This window comes from Ruminococcus sp. AF17-22AC (assembly GCF_003460065.1).
Classification (GTDB): domain Bacteria; phylum Bacillota; class Clostridia; order Lachnospirales; family Lachnospiraceae; genus Blautia_A.
The window spans coordinates 91692-113455 of sequence record NZ_QRXT01000008.1 but is presented as its reverse complement, the minus strand read 5'-3'; the positions used below and the strand labels follow the sequence as shown (position 1 = coordinate 113455).

The 21764-nt window shown below is 44.9% G+C and carries 22 protein-coding genes; 20 read left to right on the top strand and 2 right to left on the bottom strand.

Translation table 11 applies throughout. The annotated features are described in order from the left end of the window. Nucleotides 1–87 precede the first annotated feature (87 nt). Nucleotides 88–255 carry a hypothetical protein gene (locus DWW86_RS17160; RefSeq protein ID WP_015543165.1) on the top strand — a complete coding sequence of 56 codons (168 nt, stop codon included), beginning with the start codon at nt 88–90 and terminating at the stop codon, nt 253–255. Between the two features lie 109 nt (nt 256–364). Here DWW86_RS17160 and DWW86_RS12205 read toward each other — a convergent pair whose 3' ends face one another. Beyond that, nucleotides 365–1498: a hypothetical protein gene (locus DWW86_RS12205; protein WP_117943405.1), complete on the bottom strand. Its 1134-nt coding sequence runs from the start codon at nt 1496–1498 to the stop codon at nt 365–367. A 486-nt stretch (nt 1499–1984) separates the two neighbouring features. On the opposite strand from DWW86_RS12205, the gene DWW86_RS12200 reads away from it, so the two are divergent. The 7 genes from DWW86_RS12200 to DWW86_RS12170 all read left to right on the top strand — a co-directional run bounded on the left by DWW86_RS12200 (nt 1985) and on the right by DWW86_RS12170 (nt 9707). After that, nucleotides 1985–2122, top strand: a complete 138-nt coding sequence (locus DWW86_RS12200; RefSeq protein ID WP_243002453.1) for a helix-turn-helix domain-containing protein — start codon at nt 1985–1987, stop codon at nt 2120–2122. Nucleotides 2123–2333: 211 nt separating this feature from the next. Next, complete coding sequence (locus tag DWW86_RS12195; RefSeq protein ID WP_117447642.1) at nt 2334–3026, top strand: response regulator transcription factor; 693 nt, start codon at nt 2334–2336, stop codon at nt 3024–3026. Beyond that, on the top strand, nt 3023–4054 hold the full coding sequence (locus tag DWW86_RS12190) for a sensor histidine kinase (protein WP_117943403.1): 1032 nt from the start codon (nt 3023–3025) through the stop codon (nt 4052–4054). The genes DWW86_RS12195 and DWW86_RS12190 overlap by 4 nt, the downstream gene beginning before the upstream one ends. Nucleotides 4055–4219: 165 nt before the next feature. Continuing rightward, nucleotides 4220–6253 carry an ABC transporter permease gene (locus tag DWW86_RS12185; protein ID WP_055201191.1) on the top strand — a complete coding sequence of 678 codons (2034 nt, stop codon included), beginning with the start codon at nt 4220–4222 and terminating at the stop codon, nt 6251–6253. 129 nt (nt 6254–6382) lie between these two features. After that, complete coding sequence (locus DWW86_RS12180; RefSeq protein WP_117943401.1) at nt 6383–6643, top strand: hypothetical protein; 261 nt, start codon at nt 6383–6385, stop codon at nt 6641–6643. Nucleotides 6644–6648: 5 nt separating this feature from the next. Next, complete coding sequence (locus tag DWW86_RS12175; RefSeq protein WP_005927557.1) at nt 6649–7314, top strand: ABC transporter ATP-binding protein; 666 nt, start codon at nt 6649–6651, stop codon at nt 7312–7314. Between the two features lie 14 nt (nt 7315–7328). Beyond that, complete coding sequence (locus tag DWW86_RS12170; protein ID WP_117943399.1) at nt 7329–9707, top strand: ABC transporter permease; 2379 nt, start codon at nt 7329–7331, stop codon at nt 9705–9707. A 224-nt stretch (nt 9708–9931) separates the two neighbouring features. Here DWW86_RS12170 and DWW86_RS12160 read toward each other — a convergent pair whose 3' ends face one another. After that, the gene (locus DWW86_RS12160) at nt 9932–10972 is read right to left on the bottom strand and encodes a DUF6076 domain-containing protein (RefSeq protein ID WP_008816376.1); all 1041 of its coding nucleotides are present in this window, start codon (nt 10970–10972) and stop codon (nt 9932–9934) included. Nucleotides 10973–11274: 302 nt separating this feature from the next. Between DWW86_RS12160 and DWW86_RS12155 the strand changes: the two genes are divergently transcribed. The 12 genes from DWW86_RS12155 (at nt 11275) to DWW86_RS12100 (ending at nt 21758) form a co-directional block, all read left to right on the top strand. Next, complete coding sequence (locus DWW86_RS12155) at nt 11275–11499, top strand: helix-turn-helix domain-containing protein (protein ID WP_024726897.1); 225 nt, start codon at nt 11275–11277, stop codon at nt 11497–11499. 147 nt (nt 11500–11646) lie between these two features. After that, on the top strand, nt 11647–11850 hold the full coding sequence (locus DWW86_RS12150) for a hypothetical protein (RefSeq protein ID WP_004614949.1): 204 nt from the start codon (nt 11647–11649) through the stop codon (nt 11848–11850). A gap of 286 nt (nt 11851–12136) precedes the next feature. Further along, nucleotides 12137–12454 (top strand): DUF3847 domain-containing protein, encoded by a 318-nt coding sequence (locus DWW86_RS12145; RefSeq protein WP_008816380.1) that lies wholly within the window; start codon nt 12137–12139, stop codon nt 12452–12454. Nucleotides 12455–12456: 2 nt separating this feature from the next. Continuing rightward, nucleotides 12457–13929 carry a MobQ family relaxase gene (gene mobQ, locus DWW86_RS12140; RefSeq protein ID WP_181985353.1) on the top strand — a complete coding sequence of 491 codons (1473 nt, stop codon included), beginning with the start codon at nt 12457–12459 and terminating at the stop codon, nt 13927–13929. 47 nt (nt 13930–13976) lie between these two features. Further along, nucleotides 13977–14717, top strand: a complete 741-nt coding sequence (locus tag DWW86_RS12135; RefSeq protein WP_117943395.1) for a CHC2 zinc finger domain-containing protein — start codon at nt 13977–13979, stop codon at nt 14715–14717. After that, nucleotides 14602–15942, top strand: coding sequence for a virulence-associated E family protein (locus DWW86_RS12130; RefSeq protein WP_009321442.1), 1341 nt, complete (start codon nt 14602–14604; stop codon nt 15940–15942). The genes DWW86_RS12135 and DWW86_RS12130 overlap by 116 nt, the downstream gene beginning before the upstream one ends. A gap of 270 nt (nt 15943–16212) precedes the next feature. Then, entirely contained in the window at nt 16213–16398 is a 186-nt protein-coding gene (locus tag DWW86_RS12125; RefSeq protein ID WP_004849804.1) for a hypothetical protein, read from the top strand. A gap of 38 nt (nt 16399–16436) precedes the next feature. After that, nucleotides 16437–18128, top strand: a complete 1692-nt coding sequence (locus tag DWW86_RS12120; protein ID WP_463680980.1) for a recombinase family protein — start codon at nt 16437–16439, stop codon at nt 18126–18128. Nucleotides 18129–18266: 138 nt separating this feature from the next. Beyond that, entirely contained in the window at nt 18267–18998 is a 732-nt protein-coding gene (locus tag DWW86_RS12115) for a putative signal transducing protein (protein WP_286187714.1), read from the top strand. A gap of 313 nt (nt 18999–19311) precedes the next feature. Next, nucleotides 19312–19413: a DUF6034 family protein gene (locus DWW86_RS17390; protein WP_015543168.1), complete on the top strand. Its 102-nt coding sequence runs from the start codon at nt 19312–19314 to the stop codon at nt 19411–19413. Nucleotides 19414–19732: 319 nt separating this feature from the next. Continuing rightward, nucleotides 19733–20128 (top strand): poly(ADP-ribose) polymerase family protein, encoded by a 396-nt coding sequence (locus DWW86_RS12105; RefSeq protein WP_286187713.1) that lies wholly within the window; start codon nt 19733–19735, stop codon nt 20126–20128. A 295-nt stretch (nt 20129–20423) separates the two neighbouring features. Further along, nucleotides 20424–21758, top strand: coding sequence for an ABC transporter substrate-binding protein (locus tag DWW86_RS12100; RefSeq protein ID WP_072522864.1), 1335 nt, complete (start codon nt 20424–20426; stop codon nt 21756–21758). Nucleotides 21759–21764: the final 6 nt, after the last annotated feature.

The window sequence follows — 21764 nt, the reverse complement described above, 5'->3', positions numbered from 1 at the left end:
ATTAATTATATAGATGGCAAATTTGGGCAAAGGAGGTTGTGCATGATTGTTTATCAGCCATACAGAAAATGAAAGGAGTCTAATCATATGAAACATAAGGTAAAGATTATAATACTCAGTGTTTTAGGAGTTTTGCTTGTGGGATCATCAGTGGCATATGCATACTCACAAAAAGGCACTCTGATCTCACAGAAAACAGAGGAGCTGCCTGACGGAAATATTTATGTTGAAGAATTATATGAAATAGATCAGTAAGACAGAAACAGAGGGGATGGCGTATTGATACGACATCCCCTTTATATGGCGAGAGTTGTTAATTACTCTAAAAATAAGTTAAACAAACTGAAAGTTAGCTGAATATGCATTATATAAGCAAGAATGTTTTTTTCGAAAAACGAATAATGTTAAACTCAATTCGCCATTCAATATCGTCTGATACTGGTTTGAAGTGTAGAGCAGAGTAAGCAACATGGAGATTTGCCTGATTGTTGTTGCCACACAGGATTATAGTTGGCTCGTCCGCACCACCGATAATATCAATACAGGCAAGATCAGTTTGTACTTCCGGTGAAAAAGAGTCTGTTGAAGGAGCAACTTCTAAAGTTTTATCGTTATCAGCACAATCATGAATCGAAATATCATTGTCCGGTTCAGGAGAAAGTGTATAGCTCATAGTGGTAAAATGTGTGGGATACAACCAACGGTCAGAGTCCATGCGGTTTTGAGAAAGCGTCTGCTGTTCCAATTTTTGCACAGTTAATGTATATTTTGTTTCACTGATCGGATGGGAGAAAGCAAACTGGTCACCGGGAGAGTGTATCTTAAAATGCGGTCCAGGCATACGAAATGGTTGTTGCTCCATTGTAAGCGAAAGAGATTTTATTGCAGGACGGCGTTTATCTGGCCACAGAAATGCCACCCTAAAAATCATCCATCCATAGGATGTATCCAATTCGTAGTGTTTTAATACCCATTTTGCTTCCGGTTCATTGTTTATTTCGTCCGGTAAACATGGATTAAAGACTACTGAACAGCTGTGAGAGGCCTGCATTGTTGTTCCATTTAATTTTAAACAAGGAATAATATCAAGGCAAAGCGGGTTGTCTAAATCTATTTGCAGTTGTTGTTCTTGTGTAAAATTTAAACAGGAGTCATTTTCGGGGGTTAAATCCCATTTTTTCATAAATTCGCGAATATCTTCTGCCGGAGTACACATACAAAAATCCAAGATAAGCTCCTTGTTGCAAGAATATGCCGAAGGAATAATCCAATGATGCCCAGTCCATTCAAATTGCCTATCCAACCGGATTTCTGTTCCGGCATGGCCTTTTCCTGAAGGTTCCCAGAAGTTTCCGTCAAAATAAACCTTCCATTCAGGGTTGGTCGTTTCTGCATCCGGGTTCATATCCATATCATGTGTATTATCTTCACGGCACTTTGCTCCCATAGAGAAAAGGTTAATTCCGCTTTGTAAAAACTTCTGAAATATTCTGTTCATAATAATCTCCATAACTCTGATTTTTCGAGGTACTTCTATATGGTTGATGATATCATAAAAATGTTTTACTGCACATTTGCATTTATTTTCTATGGGGTGAAAAGAAATACGCTACTCATACTATATATCGTAAAAAATTTCGTATGGTAACAAAAGAATTCAAATTTTTTTAATCAGAAAAAAACCACTACTCATTCAAGTAATGGGCTCCTTACTTTGGTTTGTTAAGATATACTAGGTAAAAAGGAGAACAGTGTTTGAAGCATTTTTACTTTATGTGATTACTTGTATATGGGCAAATATAGAATGGTACTTTAGAATGGGCTATGGTAAAATAAGACAAAAGCTTAAAAGGTTTTTGAAGACAAAATAACGTTAAAATATTTTAGACATACAATGTCTGGTTGAAAATTAGTGGATTCTCGTTTTATGTCGTGGTAATTTGGGAGCATGTTGGTAAGCTGTAAGTGAAAGAGAGGTAGGAGCATGGACACGAAAAAGATTGGAGCTTTTTTAAAGCAATGTCGTAAGGAAAAAAATCTGACACAAGAGCAGCTTGCTGAAAAGTTTGGAGTATCCGCAAGAACAGTTTCCAGATGGGAAACAGGAGTTTCCCATAGTTAAAGATACCACACCAAATATGATGAACCCACGCTTATACACTACCAGCTATAATAAACCGCAAGGACAGCAATTTGATGATACTGCTGTCCTTTCTTTTATAAAATTGCAGTACACATAAAAAAGCTGTAATATGATAAATATATTTGTCCTTGTAACAATTCTCGGACATTTGCCTGTTATACTATCTGCAAAAAGCAAAGGAAGTGAGGATATGAAGCAGATTTTAATTGTCGAGGACGACAGTTTTTTGAATAAGATGTTAGCCTATAACCTGACCGCAGACGGCTACGGCGTGACTTCTACTCTAAATGCCAGAACCGCAGCCGAAGCCATCCGCCAGCGGGAATTTGATTTAGTGCTGTTGGACATTAACCTGCCAGATGGGAACGGTTTTGAGCTGTGCAAGCTGATAAAGCCCCAGCACCCGGACACCATCGTAATATTCCTGACCGCCAACGATCAGGAGAGCGACCAGATACGGGGCTATGAGGTGGGCGCGGTGGACTACATCACAAAGCCCTTTGTGATCGGGGCCTTGCAGCGAAAAATCAAAGCCATGTTCGCTATGCTGGAACACCACAAACCGGCCAAGGACATTTACGACGACGGGCGGCTGTTTCTGGACTTCTCGGAGCAGACGGCTTCCCTAAACGGCAAGCCCCTGACCCTATCCCCGATGGAGTATAAAATGCTGAACCTGTTCCGCAAAAATCCCCGGCAAGTGCTGACCCGTGGGCAGCTTTTGGAAAAGCTGTGGGATATAGACGAGAGGTTTGTAGACGAACACACCCTGACAACCTCCATCAGCCGGATTCGCAGCAAGATTGAATCTGACGGCGGCGCACCCTACATCAAGACTGTTTACGGCATGGGCTATCAATGGACGGGAGGCGAGGCAAAATGAAGTTTCAAAACCTCTCGGTAAAGCGGCTGTTTGGCCGGGTGGCAATGGAGCTTGTCCTCTCCATGTCCGGGATCACCATAGCCCTGTTTCTTGTGACAAAACAGATTGCGGTGCTGCTGACAGGCGGGACGCTGCTGCTGTGCGCCCTTGTGGGGATTTTTGTACTGACGCAGGCGTTTGGAAAGCGGCTGTCGCAGTTTACCGCTGACCTGTGCCAGACCTTAGACCACATGATCGCCGGGAATGAAGCACCCCAGCGCCCGGAGGACAGCGAAACCCAGCTTGCCAGAATCGGACACCGGCTGGCAAGGCTTTACCAGATCATGCAGGAGAACCGCCGCCGGGTGGACGAGGAACGGCAGGAGTTACAGACCCTTGTATCGGATATTTCCCATCAGGTGAAAACGCCGGTAAGCAATCTGAAAATGGCGACGGACACCCTGCTGGAAAAGCCCATGACCGAGGCGGAGCGCACCGACTTTATCCGGGGAATCCGCAGCCAGACGGATAAGCTGGACTTTCTCTTTCAGGCCCTTGTGAAAACCTCACGGCTGGAAACGGGCGTGATCCAGTTGGATAAGAAACCGGGTCGCCTCTTTGATACCGTGGCGCAGGCCATGAGTGGGATTGTGTATGCAGCGGAGAAAAAGGAAATCGCTGTGTCCGTGGACTGCCCGGAGAATTTGACCGTTTTCCATGACAGCAAGTGGACATCCGAAGCCCTCTTTAACCTGCTGGACAATGCAGTGAAGTACACCCCGGCAGGCGGGAAAATCGCCGTGTCAGTGGTGCTGTGGGAAATGTATGTGGAGGTCAAAGTGACCGACACCGGCAAGGGCATTTCCGAAAGCAATCAGGCTGCCATCTTCCGGCGCTTCTATCGTGAGGAAGAAGTACACGAACAGCAGGGCGTGGGCATTGGCCTGTATCTGGCCCGCGAGATCGTAACGCGGCAAGGCGGCTATATCAAAGTGGTTTCGGAGCCGGGCAAGGGTTCAGAATTTTCCATTATGCTGCCGACAAAATAGAACGCGGCGGACGGCCATTTCCGGCTGCCCGCCGTAAATTTTTTTGAAATGTCCGAGCGTTGTAACATTTCACCTCGATTTTCAATGAAATTTTTTGGCCGCTGTAACATTTAGCGGACATTTAGGTTTTACAATACCCTTATCAAATATGGAGGTGATACAACTATGACATGGCCTTTTGAAAATGACACCAGCGCCATTACAAAGAAGCTGGCGCAAAGAAGCTTCAAAGCCAACAAATTACGAAATATTGTTGCTGTAATAGCAATCGTTTTAACATCAATGCTTTTTACTTCTGTAACGACTTTATGTGTTGGAGCGATCCAGTCTATACAGACAACTATTTTGCAAATTAGGGGAACCAGCCCGTCCACTGGTACATCTGTAAATTGGATTGCCATAATAGCAGCTCTGTTTTTTATTATGATTTTTGTAATAACGGGCTATTTGCTCATTCGCAATATTTTTGAGATTTCTGTTGTTCAAGAAATAAAGAAATATGGCTTATTAAGAACAATCGGAACAACGGAGAAGCAAATCAAGCGAATTGTTTATAAGCAAGCATTTTGGCTGTCTATAATTGGTATATCTATTGGGTTGATTTTAGGATATATAGTAGGAATACTTATGCTTCCGTGGATTCTTAATTTTATGAAAGGCGAGTATCACAATCTTTCTGTGAACTTGAGTTTTAATCCTATTATTTTTGTCGTTGCCGGGATATTTAGTGCGATTACTGTTTGGGTGAGCATAAAGAAACCATTCAAAATTGCAGCTACGATTTCGCCCATTGAGGCAACCAGATACTATGAAAAAGACAATTATCATAGTGCCAACAAGAATCGTCTTTCGTTTAAGAATAGAATAACAGAAATGGCATGGAGAAATTTAAGAAGAAATTCAAAGCGTACCATATTTATCGTCTTATCCATGATACTCTGCATTATTCTCCTAAACAGTGCAATCGCAATCGGGAATAGTGTTGATGTTAAAAAATATGTATCTTCTGTTACCTCATTTGATTTTGTTGTGGCAAGCCCAAACACATTTTCTAATGTGCAAGGTTTTCGATTTAAAGATGATTCTGTTAGTAATGAAATCATATCTGATATTGAAAATAATATTCCTGTGCTGAACGGAAGTCGAATTTATAAAAACACTTTGGATGATGTCAGTGTTACTTATGATTATGGTAGTTTGGTCACGGAAGTATTAGACGAATACACAGAAGATAATCACCTTATACGAAGTGGTATGGTTGATGGCAGAACTTATCCAGTAAAACTCGGTGTTGATTATCGACCTCTTTGCAATATTTACGGGGTAGAAAAATCAATACTTCCTAAATTGAATTTCATTGAGGGAGAAACAGATATACAGCAACTAACCTCATATTTGGAAAGTGGAAACTATGTTATAGAAATTTCAGCGATCAACCCAAATGAATCTCCTGAATTTCTTTGTCCGCTCAATCAGGAAGTTACCATTTACAAAGATGGATTGCCTTATAAAACGGTTTCGGTAATTGCGCGTGCAGTGGTTGATTTTTCATTGGTAGAATCTCCGGGTAAGAATGTTGGCTACACTGATGTTGGCGGCGATTGTCCTATTTTCTATATGAGTAATGAGATGTTTGTGGAATTGTATAACAATCCAGCCATAATGAGTTATGTGTTTGATGTGGAAAAAGAACACTTTTTGCCAGCGACCGAGTACATCAATTCTTTGCCTACCGTTGAATACGCATCGTCTGAAACATTGGCACAAACTATGAATGGATTAAAACAAACTATTTTTATCATAGGTGGCCTTATTGGGTTTCTATTAGGAAGTATCGGGCTTGTGAATTTTTCCAACATCATTATAACGGGCATTATAAACCGGCAACGGGAATTTGCTACATTAGAGAGCATCGGAATGACGAAAAAACAAATTAACAAATTGACCGTATTGGAGGGATTGTTTTACGCATTTCTGATTTGTGTAATGGGTTTACCTCTCTCTCTTATTGTTGCAAATACAATTCTTCCTACTTTCTTTAATCAACCTGACTTATGGCTGTTTACAATACAGCCTACGATTTTCCCGTTGATATTAGAGGGAATTGTTATTTGCGTTGTGGCGATTATAGTTCCTCATGTTTCGTTTCGCTATTTTAGAAAAACAAGTATTGTAGCTCGATTAAGGGTAGTTGAATAATAATTTTGAAATGTCCGAGCGTTGTAACATTTCACCCCGATTTTCGATGAAATTTTTTGGCCGCTGTAACATTTCGCGGACATTTGGGTTTTGCAATGACCTTATCAACAAAAGTGAGGAGGCGTTGCAATGGAACTGACCCCGACCATGATTTTGAATCTGGCGCTGCTGATCGTCCCGCCCGTTGCCCTTGTGCTGGCGTTCTGGCAAAGGCTGGCCCAGCACATCCGCTGGACGGTTGCCTTGACTGCCCTCTGTGATGTTCTCCTGTTTTGGGATGAACTGTTCTACTATGAGAGCTTCGGACTGTTCGCTGTGCTGATTCTGGTACAGTTGGCGGCCACCGGCGCAGCAGCGTTCCGCATTTACAACAAACAAAGAGAGGATTGAATTTTATGAGAATTTTACAGACTATCGACCTGAAAAAGTATTACGGTACAGAGCCGAATATCACCCGCGCCCTTGACGGCGTGAACTTCTCTGTAAATGACGGCGAATTTGTGGCCGTTGTGGGAACCTCCGGCAGCGGCAAGTCCACCCTGCTTCACATGATGGGCGGGCTGGACACCCCTACTTCCGGCAATGTGATTGTCCGGGACAAAGAACTGTCGAAAATGAACGACGAACAGCTTACCATCTTCCGCCGCCGCAACATCGGCTTTATCTTCCAGAACTATAACCTTGTTCCGATCCTGAATGTGTATGAGAACATCGTCCTGCCGGTGGAGCTGGACGGGGACACGGTGGATCAGAAGTTTTTGGACGAGATCGTTCACCTGCTGGGGCTGGAAGATAAACTGAAAAATATGCCGAACAATCTTTCCGGCGGCCAGCAGCAGCGTGTGGCTATCGCCCGCGCCTTGATTACCAAACCGGCTATTGTTCTGGCCGACGAGCCAACCGGCAACCTTGATAGCAAGACCAGCGCCGAGGTGCTGGGGCTTATCAAGCGCACCAGTGCAGAGTTCCGGCAAACTGTTGTGATGATTACCCACAACAACGACATTGCCCGCCTTGCAGATCGGATTGTCCGCATTGAGGACGGCAAGATTGTGGAGTAAGGAGGTGGCAGGCTATGACATGGCCTTTTGAGAATGATACCAGCGCCATTACAAAGAAGCTGGCAAAGAAAAGTTTGCAAAGCGAGAGGCGCCGGAATCTGATGGTGGTGATTGCCGTTGCACTGGCGGCGTTTCTAATCTGCTTTACGGGAATTGTGTCTACTTCCCTGACACAAATGCAGCGCAATCAGGTTGTCGATACTTATGAGGCGGTCTGGCTGGGCGTAGAGGAAAACGACATTGAAACCCTGAAAGGACTGCCGGAGTTTGAGCGCGTAGGCGGCTACTATATGCTGGGTGAGGAGCTTTCAGAACAGGGCTATCATGCGTCTTATGTGTATTGCGACGCGCAAATGATGGAGATTACCAAGGCGCAGATGGAGTTGTTAGAGGGCCGGGTTCCTGAAAAAGCAAATGAAGTTGTTGTAAGCGAATACTTTCTTTCCACCTATGGAAACAATGCCAAGATCGGGGACACTGTGACCTTAGATACAGAGAGTTTTCATGGTGATTATGTCGTTACCGGCATTATGGACAGCGTAAATGAAAAAGAAGCGAATACCTGCGCTATCATTCTTTCCAACGCTGCCCTGACAGGATGGAAAGGGTTTGACCCGACTGGCTATCGCGCCTATGTCCATTTCAAAAACAGCGACCAGTTGGGCGAAGAACTGATGACCTCTTATTGCAGGGAGATTGCGGAGGAATATCAGCTTCCTATGCCCAAAATGAACAGCAAGTATTTTGCCTATGCTTCTAAATCCTTTGATTTTGCACTGATGGCTGGCGTGATTGCCATTGTTCTGATCGGCGGCTATATTGTGATCCAGAGTATCTTCCGTATCTCCATCAATGACAAAATCAAGAGCTACGGGCAGCTACGGACGATTGGTGCAACGCCAAAGCAAATCAAGCGGATTGTAAAGCGGGAGGGGCGTAAACTCGGCAGTATCGGGATTTTGATTGGTACAGTGCTGGGTGTATGCGGCGGTTTTCTTTTGTTTCCCAAGGGATTTAATGCTGTTTCCTATGTGGCAACGATTATTTTGACACTCATAAGCAGTTGGATCATGGTATCTGTTTCCATCCGTAAGCCGATAAAAATTGCGGCAGGGATTTCCCCGATTGAAGCCGTCCGTTTTACCCCGGCACAAAAGGACATCCGAAGCCGAAAAAAGAATATCAAGCTCAATCCTGTTTCAATGGGAATTGCGAATTTTAAGCGTGACCGAAAAAAGACCGTTGCTATTGTAGCCTCATTGAGTTTGGGCGGAATTATTCTGCTTGTGGTATCCTCCATTGTTTTGCTGCGTTCTCCAGAGGCGCTTGCAAGACGGTTTTTCCCGGACGGCGACTATAAAATTTATTTGGATTCTGAAATGACAGAAGAAAAGGTTATGGCAGCGGGAAATCCGTTGAATGAAGAATTAAAACAGGAAATCTTATCTATTGATGGTGTTACAGATATAATTTCAAGCAGACAATCTCTCTATGCAACCCTTAAGACGGACATTTACCAAAGCGGTGGTATGTGTGATATGCTGACCGACCAGAATTATGCAACAGTTGAAGCGGCTCTGACAGCAGGAACGATGCCAAAAGATTCCCGTAGTATTGTAATTGACTATAATGTGCTAAAGCAGAATGAGGATATGGGTGTTGGTTCAACAGTTGACTTTTATTTTGGAGAGGGGCAACCGCCTGTTTCCGTCACTGTATCAGGATTGTTTGATTCCAACAAGACGCCTTCCGGGCATGGAAAACTGGCCCTCGATGGAGTACTCTTTTTCGCACCAGAAGCATTGTTCCATGAACTGCACCCGGAAATCGCTTCTTTCGACTATTCATGGAGCATTGTAAACGATCCGAAAAAAACGGACTATGTGGGAGCTGAATTGAAAAATATTGTTGCCAGCCATAGTAATATTGCCTTAGATGAAATCAATACAGTGATTGAATATGAAGAAATGACAAATTCTTTTGCGTTTGGCAGTATGGAGATACTTTCATGGTTGGTATTTCTCTTTGGCGTTATCAACCTTATCAATACGACACTCTCTAACCAGATAGCCCGAAAGCAGGAAAACAGTATTCTGCGTTCTATCGGCCTAACACAAAAACAGCTATGTGAAATGAACATCTGTGAGGGGCTGTGCTATGCGCTCTTTGCAACATTGGCGACGCTGATCGTTGGGCTTCCGGCTTCCATCTTTGCTTGCAGAAAAATGAGTATAGGAGCTTTTGCCGGAAATGTAGTGCCTTACAAATTCCCGGTTTTGGAAATGGGACTGTTCATTCTGGTATTGTTCGGAATGGAACTGATCTTGTCTGTATGGACAATCCGCAGACAGAAAAAGCAATCCCTGATCGAACAAATGCGGGCGATGGAATAACCGTATGGGATCGGCGGGGCGGCGTGTGCTGCCCCGCTTTTTTCGCCATTTCTCAAAAAATTTTTGAAATGTCCGAGCTTTGTAACAATTCAGCCTGTTTTTTTGTCGAAATCAAAGGCACCTCGGACATTTATAGTTCTTCCAAAAGTTTGATGATAATATTACCATTCATGGAAGAAGCAATCTGTTATTGCAATAATGCGAAATTGACGATAGAAAGTTTTTCATATCTCGGTCAGCTCAACAATTACATTACTCTGCTGATACAGCCAGTCCGTAAATTCTTTCGGGCTGGCCGTTCCTGTTTTTACAGCCTTTTTTCTCTGTAAGGCTTCTTTCTTAAAGTCGGAAAAGGAAGCCTGTATTTTTTCCAGACGGTCAGCCGGAAAGCCTGCGGTATTTTTTACCCGGTTTATTTTGTTGCGCCAGTTCTGGCATTCATTTTTATAAAGCAGGTCATAGTTATTTTCTCTTGACCTCTCGTCAAATTCCCGCTTGTTTTGAAGCGCCTGTGCTTTTCGGCACTTGTCGCTGCACAGCTCATACCGCTGGCTCTTTGCCAGAAAATATTTTCCACAGACCTTGCACCGCCGGAAGCAAAGCCCCCAGTCATTCAGCCTGTTCAGATAATAGGTAATCAACGGGTAGAGGGACGCATAGGCAGACACACATTCTTCTGTGCGCCGGTTGTCCGGGAACCAGAGGTCAAGCCGGGTATCTTCTGACGGTGCGCCTTTGAAATAAAGGCTGCCAGCTTGAAATTGTTTCGGTTTTCCTGTCTCCCTGTCAAAGCTCATGGTTTCGTTTTGGAATACCCCGGTCAGTCTGCTCATTTTATCCATGAAGCGGTCACAGGCAGCGTTACGGTCACGGGGTTCTCTGGCAAGCAGATAGCTGTTCCAGATACGGAACGCCACATACATTTTCAGAGGGTCGTTGCTAAGATATTTCTCCCAAAGAAATTCGCTTGCCGCCTGCTCCAGCTCCGGCTGTTTCCATCGGTTGGAGTGGAGAGCTTGCCGCAGCGGAGAAAGCCCGTATAAGTTCCAGTCTCTGTCCGTGTCACGCTCAAAGTTTATCAAAAAAGTTCCCAGTGGGCGTGTCATATCACAAAGCACCTCTGCGTTTTGGCTCCCGTTCAGACGGAAGCGGATCTGCTGTTCTTCCCCAATCAAAATCCGCTCTTTCATTTTCTTCCTGTCCAGCGTCAGGACAAACAAAATCCTCTCAAAACATGGCTCATGCCGTATAAACTGATTCTCCATCCCTATCCCCTGCCTTTGTTTATGGTAATTATATAATTCAGTTATATCCGTTACACTCATGGTATCGCAGAATCATTGTTTTGTCAAGGATAGTACGCTATGATGATTGCGGTTGGTAATTTCGTACCGCACAGTACCTTGACAAGTGAATGACCGTCCAAAAGGGATATGACCGGCAGGAGAAGTGACGCATTCGGCGCACCAATGCAGGGAAACACCGCAGGAATGGGGCAGGAAAACGGCTTTTGGGGAGAACGGCAACAGGAAGCATTTTAACCTATTTGATTTATGGGAGGAACAGAATGAACGATAAAAAGAGATTGAACAGCTACGAGGATTTACCGCTGGTTCTGGATGTGGCGGACATTCAGTGGATTATGGGAATTTCAAGAGCGAGCGCCTATGAGCTGGTACACACACCCGGCTTTCCAGCGTTCCGCAGGGGCAGACTTATCAAGGTCAGCAAAATTGCTTTCTTTGAATGGATGGCAAAAGGCTCCGAAACCGTACCGGGAAGCGACAAATAAGCGTGAGGTATCATTCCCTGACTTGCAATACTGCCGCACTTTCCAAAGGGGCATACAGAGGGAAAAAAACTTAAAAATGATACCGAGACGCTACATCAAAACAGCCTATCTGCGTACATCAGATAGAAACGGAGAAAGGAGCCGGTTATGGCAAGAATGAGTAACAAGCGGCGGTTGGAATGGTCTTTCTTCTTAAATGACCGCAGCCGTATCACTTACAACGAACTGTGCCGGAAATGCCAGCACGAATGTAAACAGAGCTTCCGGGCGGTTGTGGTTGACTGCCCGAAGTATCTTTCCAAGCGTTCCAAGAAAAAGGACAAGACTGCCGGAAACGGCAAAATCCCTTAGGAACTAAGGGCGCACTTCTATACATAGTCTAAAGACCATGTATCGTGCGTCCTGCGGAGCTTACCTCTGCCGCTGATAAAATCAGCAATCCGAGGTCTGCGTTCGCTTCGCTCCGACAAGGTGGCTACACCCCCTTGCGCCGCTAAAGCGGCTATCCCCTGTGTACTCGCCGCAAAGAGAAATCCGCTCTGCGGTTTTCCCTTTTCATCGGGTTTTATAGAAGCACTGACACACGGACTGTCTGCGGATGGTCTTTCTTTATCTTATCAGCAAAGGATGTGAGAACATGGAAAAATCTTTGGAACAGTTGAAGCAGGAATATGAAAAAACCACTGTCCTGCTGGAACAGGAAAAACGGAAAATGCAGCGTTTGAAAAACCGGCAGGCGTATCTGGAAAGCGGTTCCCGGAAACAGAGGACGCACCGGCTGATTACCCGTGGGGCAGCTATTGAGAGCATTGCACCACAGACAAAGGAGCTATCCGAAGCGGAATTTTATTCCCTCATGGAAAGCATTTTGAATCTGCCGCAGGCGGAGCATTTCATCCGGTCTGCCACAGAGAACCACGCCCGTATTTCCGGGCAGGAGAAAGGCGGTGACTAAGGATAGCACTTTATCATTTTTCAATCGCACAGATCAAGCGCAGCGCCGGTCAGAGCGCCATTGCCAGCGCAGCCTATCGAGCCGGGGAGCGTCTTTACAGCAGCTACTATGGAGAAGTCAGCGACTACACCAAAAAGGGCGGCGTGATCGCTTCGGAAATCATGCTGCCGCCCCATGCGCCGGAAATATATCTTGACCGGGCGACCCTCTGGAATGCTGTGGAGAACTGCGAGAAACATCCAAAAGCACAGCTTGCCTATTCCTTTGATATTGCCATGCAGAATGAATTGACGCTGGAAGAAAACATGGAGCTGGCGAGGAAGTTCGTACAGGAGCAGTTTGTGACAAAAGGCATGATTGCCGACCTTGCTTTTCACAGCCCGGAGAAAGAGGACGGCGGCATCCCTAACCCGCATTTTCATGTGATGACAACCATGCGCCCTTTGAACCCGGATGGCACATGGGGACAAAAACAGCGTCGGGAATATCTTCTTGATGAAGATGGAAACCGAATCCGGGATAAAAACGGCGATTATATGTTTAACGCTGTCCATACAACAGACTGGCATGAGCCGGAAACGCTGGAACACTGGCGGGAGCAGTGGGCGGCTGCCGTTAATACAAAATTTGAGGAAAAAGGGCTGGATGTGCGTATCGACCACCGTTCCTATGTGCGGCAGGGGCTTGACCTGATACCTACTGTCCACGAGGGAGCTAATGTCCGGCAGATGGAAGCAAAGGGCATCCGCACCGAGAAAGGGGAACTGAACCGCTGGATTAAAGCCACCAACCGGCTCATGCAGGATGTGAGGAAGAAGATCAAAGCCCTGTTTGTCTGGATGGCAGAGGTAAAAGAAGAACTTTCCAAACCGCAGACACCGAGCCTTGCCGACCTGTTGATCGCTTATTACAACCAGCGCAACGCAGGGGCATGGAGCAATAAAGCCAGAACCGGAAACTTAAAGCAGTTTGCCGAAGCCGTCAATTATCTGACGGAAAACAAGCTGCTCACATTAGAGGATTTGCAGGAGCGTCTTTCCTCTGTCAGTGAAGAATTTGAAGCGTTAAGCGACTCCATGAAAAAGAAATCTGCCCGGATAAAGGAATTGCAGGAATTGATACGGGAGGGCGAGAATTACCAGCGGCTAAAACCTGTTCATACGGAATTGAACAATATCAAGTTTAAGAAACAGAGGGAGAAATTTGAAACATCCCACGATGCGGAGTTACGGCTGTTTTATGCCGCCCGCCGTATTTTGAAAGAAAAACTGGACGGAAAACCCATTGCCCTGAAAGCATGGAAACAGGAATACGCACAGTTAAAAACAGAGTATGCCGAACTGTCTCCGCAGCACAAGCCACTCCGGGAGGAAGTCATACGGCTACGGCAGGTGCAGAACGCCGTAGATACCGCACTGCGCCGGAGGGAGCAGCCACAGGCAGTACAGAGAAAGAAACATGAGATGGAGCTATGATATAATCGGCAGCTTTACCGCTACCAGTATTTTTATGGAGGGAGCATTTGAATGTATTTGAAGCGGTGAAACAGTCTGTTACCACTCGGCAGGCTGCTTCATTCTATGGAATCCGGGTGGGGAGAAACGGCATGGTCTGCTGTCCATTCCACAATGACCGCACGCCCAGCATGAAAGTGGACAGCCGCTTTTACTGCTTCGGCTGCGGGGCTTCCGGGGATGTGATCGACTTTGCCGCTTTGCTGCATGGATTGGGGAAACGGGAAGCTGCGGTCAGGCTTGCGGAGGACTTCGGCGTTTCCTATGAGAAATCCGGCAATGCGTCGCCAGATAGGAAGCGTCACAACAGGTCACAGCCCCGACAAAAATCAGCGGAGCAGAGATTTCAGGAAACGGAACGGTATTGTTTCCGGGTGCTATGCGATTATCTGCGCCTGCTGGAGCATTGGAAAACAGCACACGCCCCACAGCCGCAGGATGCCATCTGGCATCCTCTTTTTGTGGAAGCGTTGCAGAGGATAAGCTACACAGAATACCTTTTGGATATTTTGTTATACGGAGAAATAGAAGAAAAAGCGGCATTGATCGCCGCACAGGGAAAGGAGGTGTTGCGGCTTGAACAGCGAATTTCAGAGCTTGCCGCCGGAAACGCAGGAAGCGGTCAAAAGGACGATGGACACAATGGAACCGGCGCAGACACCGGCAGAAATCCGGGAAACATTAGAGGGGACGCAGAAAGGCGGCGTGAAGAACAGCATCCGAAACTGCCTGACGGTGTTCCAGCGTGACCCTCTGTTTCGCGGGGCGCTGCGCCTGAACCTTTTGACGGAGCAGATTGACATTGTGAAGCCGCTGGGCTGGGAGCGCACCAGTACCACGCTGACCGACATGGACATGAACTACCTGCTTTTGTATCTGGAAGAAAATTACGGGCTTACCAGCGAGAAAAAGGTGCAGAGCGCCATCAAGATTGTTGCCAATGAAAACCGCTACCATCCAGTCAGGGATTACCTGAACAGCCTGCAATGGGACGGCACAGAGCGCATCCGTTACGCCCTGCATCACTTTCTGGGAGCCGATACGGACGAATACACCTATGAAGCCTTGAAACTGTTCCTGATGGGAGCCATCCGGCGGGTATTCAGACCGGGGAGCAAGTTTGAGGTCATGCTCTGTCTGGTTGGTGGTCAGGGAGCCGGGAAATCTACCTTTTTCCGGCTGCTGGCAGGCAGGGACGAATGGTTTTCAGACGATTTGAAAAAGCTGGACGATGAAAATGTGTACCGCAAGCTGCAAGGGCATTGGATTATCGAGATGTCGGAGATGATTGCCACAGCCAACGCCAAGAGTATTGAGGAAATCAAGTCATTCTTAAGCCGCCAGAAAGAAACCTACAAAGTGCCGTATGAGACACATCCGGCAGACCGGCTGCGGCAATGTGTATTTGGAGGGACGACCAACCGGCAGGACTTTTTGCCCCGTGACCGCACCGGCAACCGGCGCTTTCTCCCCGTGACGGTGTACCCGGAACGGGCGGAGGTTCACATACTGGACGATGAAGCGGCGGCGAGGGCGTATATCGAACAGATGTGGGCGGAAGCCATGACGGTTTATCGCAGTGGGAAGTATAAGCTGTCATTCAGCATGGAAATGAACCGATACCTGAACGCCCACCAGCAGGACTTTATGCAGGAAGACACACAGGCCGGCATGATCTACGCCTATTTGGAGGACTACACCGGCGACAGGGTATGTTCCAAGCAGCTTTATGAGGAAGCGCTGGGGAACTTAAATTCCCCGGCAGACTGGGAGACACGGGCAATCTGCGAGATTATGAATACCGGCATTGCGGGCGGCATCATACAGGGCTGGGTAGCCTACAAAAGCCCGAAGCGGTATAAGAAATACGGTTCTCAAAAAGGCTGGGAGCGTGTCAACCAAGCTCCGCCGGAGGGGGACGGTTTTCAGGAAATCACGGAAGAAGAAGCCCGGCAAATGGAACTTCCATTCTGAAAAGCCACCGGTTGACAGTTTGGTTGACGCTTTGGTTGACAGCCGGTTGACGGGGAAAAGCCTGATATTTGGGGCATTTCTCTCCTTTGTCAACCATGTCAACCAAGAAATCAAAGAAAAAGTAAAAAGTAATAATAGAGCGCCTATGGATTGTTTTCAAAGTCTTTTCTGCCGGTTGACACGGTTTGGTTGACACGGAGACAGTCTGCGGCTGTACACCTGTCTGACATTCCCTTGTCGGGCATATTTCATTTATGGAGGTAACTGCCTATGGCAAAAAGCAAAAACGAGAGCAATAACAAAAACAGCGGCACCCTGCTTACCGAAAAAGACGGCACCCAGTATTTTGTCATGGGGAAAGTCCGTATCAAGGTATCGGAGCATTTCGCACAGGATGGGAAGCCGCTTGACAGCCTGCTGGAAGATGTGATCCAGCACGCTGCCGCCGCTTCCTGAAAAAATACGGAATAACGACTGTCAATCAGCCCACGCTTATGATATACTTGTACCAGCGAGTATTGTATAAGCGTGGGTTGTTTCTTTTAGAAGGAGGATTTTTAACCGTGAAACAACCATACAATACAACGATTTATAACACTGCACTATATTTGAGATTGAGCCGTGACGATGAATTACAGGGGGAAAGCGGCAGTATCCAGACCCAGCGCATGATGCTTAGACAGTATGCCGCAGAGCATGGGCTGACCGTTGTAGACGAGTACATTGACGACGGATGGAGTGGGACAAATTTCGAGCGTCCAAGTTTCCAAAGGATGATTGATGACATCGAAGACGGGAAAATCAACTGCGTTGTCACAAAGGACTTATCCCGTCTGGGAAGAAACTATATCCTGACCGGTCAGTACACGGAAATCTATTTCCCCAGCAAGGGAGTACGCTACATTGCCATCAATGACAATGTGGACACCATCAACGGAGAAAGCGAGCTTGCACCGTTCTTAAACATCCTGAATGAAATGCACGCCCGACAGACCAGCAAAAAGGTCAAGGCTGCCATGCACACAAGATTTGCCAATGGCGCACACTATGGAGCCTATGCACCGCTGGGCTATGTAAAAGACCCGGACAAAAAAGGTCATCTTCTGATCGACCCGGAAACACGCTGGATTGTAGAGAAGATTTTTGACCTTGCTGTACACGGGCGTGGAGCCGCCAGCATTACACGGATTCTGGTGGAGGAAAAAGTACCTACCCCCGGCTGGCTGAACTATGAAAGATACGGGACTTTCGCCAATATCTACGCCGGTGCGCCCGCAGAAAAAGCCTATGCGTGGACGATTGCACAGGTCAAGAGCATTTTGAAAGAGGAAACCTACATCGGTCACAGCGTTCACAACAAGCAGAGCAACATTTCATTCAAGAACAAGAAAAAGGTGCGGAAGCCGCAGGAAGAATGGTATCGTGTGGAAAATACCCACGAAGCCATCATTTCCGAAGAAGTGTTCCAAAAAGTTCAAGAGCTGATTGCAAGCAGACGCAGGAAACGCAGAAACGGTACGACACAGATTTTCGCAGGATTGATAAAATGTGCAGACTGCGGATGGTCTTTAGCCTATGGGGAAAACAAGCAGAACAAAAACCCATACGGGTACTACCATTGCAGCAAGAACGGACAGGGATTACGCCAGTGTTCCATGCACTATATCCGCTATGATGTACTGTATGCCTATGTGCTTGCAAGACTGCAATACTGGTCTATGATGGTACAGAAAGACGAGGACAAGCTGCTGAAACGGCTACTCAATGCCAGCGACAGGGAAAGAAACTCTGCGAAGAAAAAGCAGGCTGCGGAGCTGAAAAAGGCAGAGAAGCGTAAAGCCGAGGTTGACGGGCTGTTTGCTAAAATGTATGAGGACTGGTCTGCCGGACGCATAACCGAGTATAACTTCAATATGCTGTCCGAGAAGTACCAGAACGAGCAAAAGGAGCTTGAAACAAAAATAAGACAGCTTCACGAAATGATGGAAGCCGCCGTACAGACCGCAGCGGATGCTGAAAAGTGGATTGCCCTAATGAAACAGTATGTCAACCCTGTGGAGCTGACCGCCGAACTTCTGAACACTCTAATTGAAAAAGTAACCGTCCACGAAGCTGTCAAGGGCGAGGACGGAAGTCGTGAGCAGGAAGTAGAAATCTACTACCGCTTCATCGGCAAAATCGACTGACCTTTCTTTTTTACCCAACAATATCTTTAATTAAGGGAAACGGGAACAAATCTGCCGGATCTTAGTATACTTGTTGAACTTGCTGAGTATTATGATGTTGAAATGAGAGAGCTCCTGGATGGAGAAAGGAGCCAGACTATGAATAAAGAGATGAAAGAAACTCTGGACAAAGTTGCAGTGTATGAAGAATGGGCGAAACGAAAAGCATTAAAAGCTGGAAATCTTGCATTTGCATCAATGTTTATGATTGGTGTTGTGGCAATTATTATTCAGATGCTATTGACAGTGGATATTCGCTTTGTTTTAGGAGAAACAATAAGCGTTTTAGCAGGAGGAATCCTGTATGCAGCTATTATGGTATACAATGGAATATGGGATAAATGTTTGCCTAAACGTGCTACTATATGGAGAGATTTTCTTACCAGCGTGATATGTGCGGGAATTTTTTCGGTCATCTATGGTGTATGCTTGCTAAAAATGGGAGCTACAGAAACACAGATAACACGATTAACATTAGAGTTTTTAATTGGCATTACTATTGTGGCCTTTATTGTTCTTAGAATCTTGGCATTTATCAATCGGAAAAAGAATCAAAAGTCAGCAAATGACCAGGATGAAAAAGAGACTTTATTATCTAAGATGGAATATATTAAGATTTACAATGCACAAAATATAGTAGAGACAGAACAAATCATGGAAATGTTAAAGCAAAATGGAATAGTAGCTTTTTCGCAGGAATCAGGTGCGAATGTTGCGATGCATGGGGCACCTGGATTTGGAATATATGGGGTGGATATATTTGTAAAAACCGATGATGCAGAGAAGGCGGCAGGGGTGATCAAGGAGATTAATAACCAAGAGAATGAATAAAGAGTAGATAATTTGGTGAATATATGTTAATTTAATTATAGACCGTAGGAAGGCGAGGGTAATGCCTGAATCCAAATATTCTATTTGCGGGTGGGCGACTGTTAAAATAGTCGCCCATTCTTTTGGAATACTCACTACATCTCTATTTTGGGATTAGAGGAGAGAGGGGCAGGAAACTATAATTTACTCTTCCATAGGAATTTAGGTTTTTAGGTCACCATCGGATTTTTCAATTTTGTCAGGAATGCACTTTAAAAACATTTCAAATAGAAGTTTTATTTCTGACGGAACACTGGTCATGGGAGACGTGACGATGGATGATGCAGGTGTTCCACTCCTTACTATCGATGCACGTGATGGCAGCGTGATACAAAGAGTACAGGCGGGGTGGGCAGTTTCTACGGGAGACAAGTAAATATTTATAAAGATCTGCTATTACGAGAACCAATTTGCCTGTATATGCATCTAATTAGTGTAAAACAAAAACGTATATAAATCCGGCCGGATAAAAGGAGAAGACAAAGTTATGACAAAAGATGCATTTATTAAGGAGGTTCGGGATGCAGAAGCCATGCTGTATCATATATCAAAGTCTATTTTGAAGAATGACTCTAAATGAGATTGCAGAGCTTGCTTGAGCGTGGTAAAATATATAATCATATCTGTATTGAATAAAATCTGAAATTGAGTTACTTAAAAAGTGACGTTGATAAAAATCCAAAAGAGAGTAAAGAATGAATGAAATAGGATATCATGGAACCTGTTCAAAACATAAAGACAGTATAGAAAGCAATGGATTTGATCCTGCGAAATGCAACTATCGTGCTGATCATTGGCTGGGACAGGGAGTATATTTTTTTGACGATTATGAGAAAGCATTATGGTGGTCTGCAACAGCTGCTTTGCATAATAACGATTTTGGAAGAGTGATTTTTAAGGCGACTATAGAAGCACCAGATGAAGAAGTATTGGATTTGGATGATAATAAACAATTGGATGCATTTTTCACGGAGGTTATCCAATGCATAGATGAAATAGAAAAAGATTGTTCTGGAAATATGCCTGTATTTGATGATAAAAATTTTCGTGCTCTTTTCTTTGATTATTATAAGCAAAAATTCAGTTGGTGACCTAAAATCTGCATGCTACTATAAATTTATAGAATAAAGTAAAGCAGAAGCCAGAAAATCAGTAAAGGATTTTCTGGCCTTTTTTGTTTTAATAAGAATTTATAAATGAAAAATTGTAAAAAACAAACAAAATTAATGCGCTTAAATTGTCACATACGACAAAATGCACAAAAGCGGTTGACACTGTCATATGTTAAATGTATTATAGTCTACAGAAAGTGTTTTTTTTGAAACAAAAATGAACCGGTTCACTTTTGAAACACTAAGTATTACACACATATTCAGGAGGGTATTTATGAAAGCAAACAAAGTATTAGCTATGACATTAGCTATGGCAATGACAGCTGGTATGCTTGCAGGATGTGGCTCATCAGAAAAAGAAGTAAAAGAAACAAAGAAAGTAGAAGACAGTGCTTCAGAGGGAGAACAGATCACATTAAATTACTGGACCTGGTTCCCGAGTAAAGACCAGATTCAGGAGACTGTTGATGCGTTTGAAAAGGAAAACCCTGACATTAAGATCAACATGACAGTAATGGAGAGTAAGGCATTCCAGGAAAAAGTTCCGCTGGCATTAAGTACAGAGGAAGATATTGATGTTATTGGAGTTCAGCCGTCAGCATTTGCAGAAGAAGTTCAGGATTATCTGGCAAATCTGGATGAATTGATGCCGGAAGCAGCAGGAGAAGACTGGAAAGATGCTTATTCAGAGAAGTGTCTTGAGCAGGGAAACCAGCTGACAGGCGGAGATACAAAGATGCTGGTACTCACAAATTCAGGATCAATGGTCGGATTTTATAATGCAGCTCTCTTAAAAGAAATCGGTGCGGAAGTACCTAAGACATTTGAAGAGTATAAAGCAGTAGCTGAAGCATTTAAAGAAAAATACCCGGACAAATATGTAAGTGTATTTGCAGGAAAAGATTCATGGGTTGTAGATGAAATGATGCTGACAGTTCTTGGACAGCAGGGAGATTACTACAATAAATGGAGATACGATGGAGAACCTGTTGACAGTGAGGAATTTAAAGAGGCAATCAACGGTTTGAAGAAATATTTTGATGAGGGCATCTTCTCAGCAGACGTACTTGACCTGGATTATGCAAGTGCAACAGAAGAATTCACAAATGGAGATGCACTTGTTTATTACATGGGTTCCTGGGAAGCACCATTATTGTCCAAGACATTAAGAGACAAAAACGGAATCGAACTTGAAAATGTTGGTGCTATGGCACTTCCAACAGCAGAAGATGATGGACAGCTTACCGTACGTTCTTATATTGACTCCGGAATCGGTGTGGTTGACTATTCAGAGAAGAAAGAAGCTGCAGCTAAGTTTGTTGCATATATGACATTAGGCGATGGAGCAGATATCTTTGGAAAACAGCTTACAGGAACTTCTGCTAAAAAGGATTTTGCAGTGGATGAATCATTATTTGATACAGAGGAATCCAAAGCTGGATGGGATACCATTGTTGATCTGATCAACACAGCAACCGCAGACAGAAATAACGTTTCTGGTTATTCTGATGTTGAAGGTGCAGCAGTTCAGAGCGTACTGAACGGATCAGTATCCACAGAGAGTGCGTTGGAAGATCTTCAGAAAGAATGGACAAGTGGAAAGTATTAATCAGAA

Coding starts and splice junctions, on each gene's coding strand:
- DWW86_RS17160 (WP_015543165.1), top strand. CDS start 88: ATGAAACATAAGGTAAAGATTATAATACTCAGTGTTTTAGGAGTTTTG.
- DWW86_RS12205 (WP_117943405.1), bottom strand. CDS start 1,498: ATGAACAGAATATTTCAGAAGTTTTTACAAAGCGGAATTAACCTTTTC.
- DWW86_RS12200 (WP_243002453.1), top strand. CDS start 1,985: ATGGACACGAAAAAGATTGGAGCTTTTTTAAAGCAATGTCGTAAGGAA.
- DWW86_RS12195 (WP_117447642.1), top strand. CDS start 2,334: ATGAAGCAGATTTTAATTGTCGAGGACGACAGTTTTTTGAATAAGATG.
- DWW86_RS12190 (WP_117943403.1), top strand. CDS start 3,023: ATGAAGTTTCAAAACCTCTCGGTAAAGCGGCTGTTTGGCCGGGTGGCA.
- DWW86_RS12185 (WP_055201191.1), top strand. CDS start 4,220: ATGACATGGCCTTTTGAAAATGACACCAGCGCCATTACAAAGAAGCTG.
- DWW86_RS12180 (WP_117943401.1), top strand. CDS start 6,383: ATGGAACTGACCCCGACCATGATTTTGAATCTGGCGCTGCTGATCGTC.
- DWW86_RS12175 (WP_005927557.1), top strand. CDS start 6,649: ATGAGAATTTTACAGACTATCGACCTGAAAAAGTATTACGGTACAGAG.
- DWW86_RS12170 (WP_117943399.1), top strand. CDS start 7,329: ATGACATGGCCTTTTGAGAATGATACCAGCGCCATTACAAAGAAGCTG.
- DWW86_RS12160 (WP_008816376.1), bottom strand. CDS start 10,972: ATGGAGAATCAGTTTATACGGCATGAGCCATGTTTTGAGAGGATTTTG.
- DWW86_RS12155 (WP_024726897.1), top strand. CDS start 11,275: ATGAACGATAAAAAGAGATTGAACAGCTACGAGGATTTACCGCTGGTT.
- DWW86_RS12150 (WP_004614949.1), top strand. CDS start 11,647: ATGGCAAGAATGAGTAACAAGCGGCGGTTGGAATGGTCTTTCTTCTTA.
- DWW86_RS12145 (WP_008816380.1), top strand. CDS start 12,137: ATGGAAAAATCTTTGGAACAGTTGAAGCAGGAATATGAAAAAACCACT.
- DWW86_RS12130 (WP_009321442.1), top strand. CDS start 14,602: ATGGACACAATGGAACCGGCGCAGACACCGGCAGAAATCCGGGAAACA.
- DWW86_RS12125 (WP_004849804.1), top strand. CDS start 16,213: ATGGCAAAAAGCAAAAACGAGAGCAATAACAAAAACAGCGGCACCCTG.
- DWW86_RS12120 (WP_463680980.1), top strand. CDS start 16,437: ATGATATACTTGTACCAGCGAGTATTGTATAAGCGTGGGTTGTTTCTT.
- DWW86_RS12115 (WP_286187714.1), top strand. CDS start 18,267: ATGAATAAAGAGATGAAAGAAACTCTGGACAAAGTTGCAGTGTATGAA.
- DWW86_RS17390 (WP_015543168.1), top strand. CDS start 19,312: ATGGATGATGCAGGTGTTCCACTCCTTACTATCGATGCACGTGATGGC.
- DWW86_RS12105 (WP_286187713.1), top strand. CDS start 19,733: ATGAATGAAATAGGATATCATGGAACCTGTTCAAAACATAAAGACAGT.
- DWW86_RS12100 (WP_072522864.1), top strand. CDS start 20,424: ATGAAAGCAAACAAAGTATTAGCTATGACATTAGCTATGGCAATGACA.